Annotated in this window: 3 protein-coding genes; 2 read left to right on the top strand and 1 reads right to left on the bottom strand. The window is 77.2% G+C overall.

The genetic code is table 11. The features are described 5' to 3' along the window. Nucleotides 1-75: 75 nt before the first annotated feature. Nucleotides 76-345: a chaplin gene (locus ACFWWQ_RS16035; RefSeq protein ID WP_384596362.1), complete on the bottom strand. Its 270-nt coding sequence runs from the start codon at nucleotides 343-345 to the stop codon at nucleotides 76-78. Between the two features lie 670 nt (nucleotides 346-1,015). Here ACFWWQ_RS16035 and ACFWWQ_RS16030 point away from each other — a divergent pair. Next, a complete protein-coding gene (locus ACFWWQ_RS16030; RefSeq protein WP_384596359.1) occupies nucleotides 1,016-2,194 on the top strand; it encodes a glycosyltransferase in 1,179 nt (392 codons plus the stop codon). Nucleotides 2,195-2,280: 86 nt separating this feature from the next. Next, entirely contained in the window at nucleotides 2,281-3,600 is a 1,320-nt protein-coding gene (locus tag ACFWWQ_RS16025) for an NAD(P)-binding domain-containing protein (protein ID WP_384596356.1), read from the top strand. Nucleotides 3,601-3,727 lie beyond the last annotated feature (127 nt).

Genomic DNA, 3,727 nt, shown 5'->3' with positions numbered 1-3,727 from the left:
GCCGCGACCGAAGTCGCGGCGGCCCGCTCTCACCCACACGTCCCGGCCGGGGTCACGCCACGGCCGGTGGCCGGGTCACTTGTTGACGCACTTGTTCCCGAATGCCGGGTTGAGCAGCGCCACCAAATCGATGCGGTTACCACAGACGTTCACCGGGATATCGATCGGAACCTGAATGACATTTCCGCTCAGCACGCCCGGCGAGTGCGAGGCAACGCCGACGGCGGTGGCGCCGCCGTGGCCGTCCTCGTGACCCCCGTCGCCGGCGGAGGAAACCCCCGCGCCGCCGATCACGAGTGCGCAGCTGGCCGTGGCCAGGGCGGCCGACGTGACGATCCGCTTCATCGCCCGTCTCCTTTCCTTATTCGCGAATGGGACATCGGCCCAACGACCGGGGTCGCGCCGAGGATGCGGGCATTCCCCCATAAGGGAGAAACGTTCATCCTTATGGAAGACAGAACCCGGCCACCGCGGTTGCGAGGATCGCCCCGGTGCCGTATCCCGGGACGCCCGTCCGGCGTGCCGCCCGGTGCGGCGGGGGACTCTCTGCCAGAGTGCATTCCTGTTCGGCAGCCGCCGGTCAGGAGGACGTCAGGCCCCGCAGTCCGGTCCGCGGGGCCCGGGAATTCCGGGGAGACCGCGCGGCGGCGCACGCACCGCGATTCCCCGGAATTCCGCCCGCCGGACCCACCGCGGCGCCGGATGCGTCTCCGGCACATCCGGCGTTCCGTACCCTTTCCGTTTCCCCGGAGAACGGTGCGCTTTCCACCGCTGTCGCCACACCGGAAAGCGCACGGCCGGAGCCATTCGGCGGCACGTTCCGCCACCCACCGCCGAATGGCTCCGGATTCCCCTCTTCTTTCCGGTCCGAAGAACCCGGGAAAGCGGGGAAAGTGAGAAAGGGAGAACGGAAGAACCCCGCCCGGCGCCCCGGGAAATACGGCGCGCCGTGGCCACCGCACGTCGCCCCGATGAGACCCGCCCGTAGGCCCCCGGGCCCGTAAGGAGGTAACCGGTGAAAGTCCTGCACCTCGTCACCGGACTGGAGGTGGGCGGCGCCGAGCAGCAGCTGCGGCTGATGCTGCGCCGGCTGCCGTACCGCTGCGACGTCGTCAGCCTGAGCGGCGACGGCCCGGTCGGCGACGGCATCCGCGCCGACGGCGGGTCCGTCGTCCCCCTGGGCGGGCCGCCCACCCTGTCCCGTCTCGTCCGGCTGATCCGGCGAGGCGGCTACGACGTGGTCCACACCCACCGCTACCGCGCCTGCGTCACGGGCCGGATCGCCGCCCGGCTGGCCGGTGTCCGGGGCGTCGTCGCCACCGCCCACACCCTGGGCGCGACGGAGATCGACGGCCGTCCGCTGACCCGCCGCGTCCGTGCCCGCTACCGGCGCACCGAACGGCTGGGCACGGCGACGGTGGCCGTCTCGGAAGCCGTCGCCGTCCGGCTGCGGCGCCTGGGTGTCCCCGGGGAGCGCATCGAGACGGTCACCCCGGGGGTCGACGCGGACGCCTTCCGGTACGACCCGGCCGCCCGCGCGGCGGTCCGCGCCCGGCTGGGGCTGGCGGCGGACGCGTTCGTGATCGGGGGCGCCGGGCGGCTGGTGCCCGGCAAGCGCTTCGACGTGCTGATCCGCGCGGTGGCGCAGGTGCCCGGCGCCCGGCTGGTGCTGGCCGGGGACGGGCCGGAACGGGCGGCGCTGCGGCGGGCCGCCGATCAGTTCGGGGTGGGCAACCGCGTCCTGTTGCCGGGCGCCTGGCACGGGGGCGGCGGCAAGGAGGGCGACCCCGGGCTGCCCGCGCTGTTCTCGGCGCTGGACCTCCTCGTCGCGCCCGCGCCCGCGCAGGCGTTCGGGACGGCCGTGGTGGAGGCGCTGGCTGCGGGGCTGCCCGTGGTGCACACCGGGTGCCCGGCCCTCGATGATCTGCCCGGGGAGCTGGCGCCCGGTGCCCGGCACACCGGCTCGCGGTCGCATCTGCTGGCCGCCGTGCTGCGCGAGGAGCGGCGCGCCGCACCGCGCCGGCTTCCCCCGCCGCCCGTCGTGGCGCACCACGGGGCGGACCGCGCCGCGCGGGCGCTGGCCGCGCTCCACGAGCGGGCCGCCGGGTTCCGGGCGGCCACGGCGGGCGCCGGGGTCCCGCAGCCCGCCGCGCCCCCGGAAACAGCCGCTTCGGACCCGTCGCTGACGGGCTGACGCACCGGCCACCGCACACCGGCACCGCGGCCCGTACGGCGCCGCTCGGACGAGAACCGCACGACGAGAAGGAGCAGGGATCTTCCATGGACGACCTCGTGGTGGTGGGCGCCGGCCCCTACGGACTCTCGATCGCCGCGCACGCGGCGGCCGCCGGGCTGCGCCCGCGGATCCTGGGCCGGCCGATGGCCGCGTGGCGGGACCACATGCCCGGCGGCATGTACCTCACCTCCGCGCCCTGGTCGTCGGACCTCTCCGACCCGGCGGGCACGTACACCCTGGCGGCGTACTGCGGGCAGGCGGGCATTCCGGTGCGGCAGGGCGTGCCGCTGCCGGGCACCGTGTTCACCGCGTACGGCCGGTGGTTCGGCGAGCGGGCGGTGCCGCAGGAGGTGGAGGAGCGTGCGGTCACCGCGGTGCGGCCGGACGGCGGCGGCTTCCTGGTGGAGACCGCGGACGGGGCGTGGATCCGGGCCCGTACGGTCGCGCTGGCCGTGGGCGCGGTGCCGTTCGCGCGGCGCCCGGAGCCGCTGTACGGGCTGCCCGCCGCGCTCGCCTCGCACAGCAGCGACCACCGCGATCTGTCCGGGTTCGCCGGGCGGGACGTGACCGTCGTCGGCTGTGGCCAGTCGGCGCTGGAGACGGCGGTGCTGCTGGCCGAACTGGGCGCGCGGGCCCGGGTCGTGGCGCGGGCCGGGCGGATCCACTGGGAGGCCGCACCACCGCCGCTGGGCCGTCCGTTCCCGGCCGCGCTGCGCGCCCCGCACAGCGGTCTGGGCGCCGGGTGGGCGCCCTGGCTGCGGGCCGAGCTGCCCTGGGCGGTGCGGTGGCTGCCGGTGGCGGCCCGGGGACGGGGCGCGGACCGGCCGCCGCGACCGGCCGGGGCCTGGTGGCTGCGGGACCGTTTCGAGACCGCCGTCCCGGTGCTGACCGGCCACCGGGTGCGCGCCGCGGTCTCCGGGGACGGCGCGGTACGCCTCGAACTGGCCGCCGCCGACGGCCGGTCCACGGTGGTGGAGACCGAGCATGTGATCGCGGCGACCGGGTTCGTCCCGGACCTGCGGCGGCTGCGGCTGCTCGACGCAAGGGTGCGCGAGGGGCTGCGGACCGTACGGCCCGGCCGGGCGCCCGAGCTGAGCGGACTCTTCGAATCGTCGTGGCCGGGGCTGTTCTTCGCGGGCCCGCTGGCCGCGGCGTCGTTCGGCCCGGCGATGCGCTCCGTCTACGGCACGGCGTTCACCGCCGGGCGGCTGCTGCGCGGGGTGCGGCGGCGGCTGGGCCGGGGCCCGGGCGGGCTCGTCATCCCCCATCCGGCGCCGGGCCGCGCCGCGCCCGCCGCGCCGCCCCTGGAGCGGACGCCGTGCGGCGCGGCGTACGCCGATGAGGCGGCGCAGCCCGCCGGTTAGACGGCGCACGCCCCACTCCGCGGGGCCCCGCCCCCCCCCCCCCCCCCCGGGGGGCCCCCGGGGCGGGGGGCGGGCCGGCCGGGCGGGCGGGGCCGGCGGGGGGGGGCGCCCGGGGGGGGGGGGGCGC

This window comes from Streptomyces sp. NPDC059080 (genome assembly GCF_042739975.1).
GTDB lineage: Bacteria > Actinomycetota > Actinomycetes > Streptomycetales > Streptomycetaceae > Streptomyces > Streptomyces benahoarensis.
Note: the sequence above shows the minus strand (reverse complement) of the source record. Positions and strands in the feature narration are given on the sequence as shown.

Excerpts from the sequence above, each read along its gene's own strand:
- ACFWWQ_RS16035 (WP_384596362.1), bottom strand. The coding sequence starts at position 345 with ATGAAGCGGATCGTCACGTCGGCCGCCCTGGCCACGGCCAGCTGCGCA.
- ACFWWQ_RS16025 (WP_384596356.1), top strand. The coding sequence starts at position 2,281 with ATGGACGACCTCGTGGTGGTGGGCGCCGGCCCCTACGGACTCTCGATC.